Origin of the sequence: Mycobacterium simiae (genome assembly GCF_008370645.1) — a bacterium.
Lineage (GTDB): Bacteria > Actinomycetota > Actinomycetes > Mycobacteriales > Mycobacteriaceae > Mycobacterium > Mycobacterium simiae_A.
Genome location: NZ_VTZN01000499.1, coordinates 1 through 554, shown reverse-complemented (window position 1 = coordinate 554; position 554 = coordinate 1). Strand labels below are relative to the sequence as shown.

Here is a 554-nt window from a genome sequence, read left to right as displayed (position 1 = left end):
GCACCACCATTGGCCGGCGCAACCGCGGCCGCAACAGCCGGGGCCATAGCAGGCGACTCGGCAAGCCGCTCCGCCGAGCAGCAACGCCTGCGCCGCATCGTCGAGGCCGTAGCCCGCCAAGAACCAGCCATCTCGTGGGCAGCAGGGCTACGCGACAACGGACAGGTCACCTTAATGGTCACCGACCTCGCCGGCGGCTGGATCCCACCGCACGTTCACCTACCCGCCCACATAACCCTGCTAGAGCCCGCGCCACGACGCCACGACGCCAGCGTCGAAGACCTACTCGGCGTAGTCACACTGGCCGCCGTCCACCATCCCCACGGCTACATCGGCGAAGCCGGACCCGACACACCCGCGCTGACCGGCGACCGCACCGCCCGCACCACAGCCAAAGTCGATGAACTCGGGCCCACACTGGCCGAAGCTGTACGCCGCCGCGACGGATTGCCCCGCATCGCCCAAGCAGTCGCCATAGCCGCCGCCCGCAACTACGGCGTGCCCGACAACGAAGCCGAGCTACTGCACGAAAGAGCGACCGAAATCCAGCAAAC

At 68.2% G+C, this 554-nt stretch carries 1 protein-coding gene; it reads left to right on the top strand.

The window, feature by feature from the left end; genetic code table 11:
• The coding region (locus tag F0Q45_RS26620; protein ID WP_188113202.1) for a DUF5632 domain-containing protein at positions 1–554 on the top strand (554 nt) is incomplete at both ends.